The 262-nt window shown below is 69.8% G+C and carries 1 protein-coding gene; it reads left to right on the forward strand.

Features of this window, described 5'->3' with window-relative positions; genetic code table 11:
- On the forward strand, nucleotides 1-262 hold a 262-nt coding region (locus KVT37_RS32325), incomplete at both ends, for a PLP-dependent transferase (RefSeq protein ID WP_217579042.1).

Consider the following 262-nt stretch of genomic DNA (forward strand, 5'->3'; position numbering starts at 1 on the left):
GGGCGGTGCCGTGGTGCCGCCGATCTACCAGACCTCGCTCCTCACCTTCGCCAATTACGCCGACATGGCCGACACCTCCGCCGGCAGGAGAAAGCAGCCGATCTATTCGCGCGGCGACAATCCGACGGTGAGGGAATTCGAGGCGCGCGTCGCGGCTTTGGAAGGCGCCGAAGCGGGGCGCGGCTTTCCCAGTGGTATGGCGGGGATCAGCGCCACGCTGCCCGCTTTCGCGGGCGCGGGCGAGCGCACCCTTGCCGTGCGC

Origin of the sequence: Mesorhizobium sp. GbtcB19 (assembly GCF_019091085.1) — a bacterium.
Taxonomy (GTDB): domain Bacteria; phylum Pseudomonadota; class Alphaproteobacteria; order Rhizobiales; family Rhizobiaceae; genus Mesorhizobium.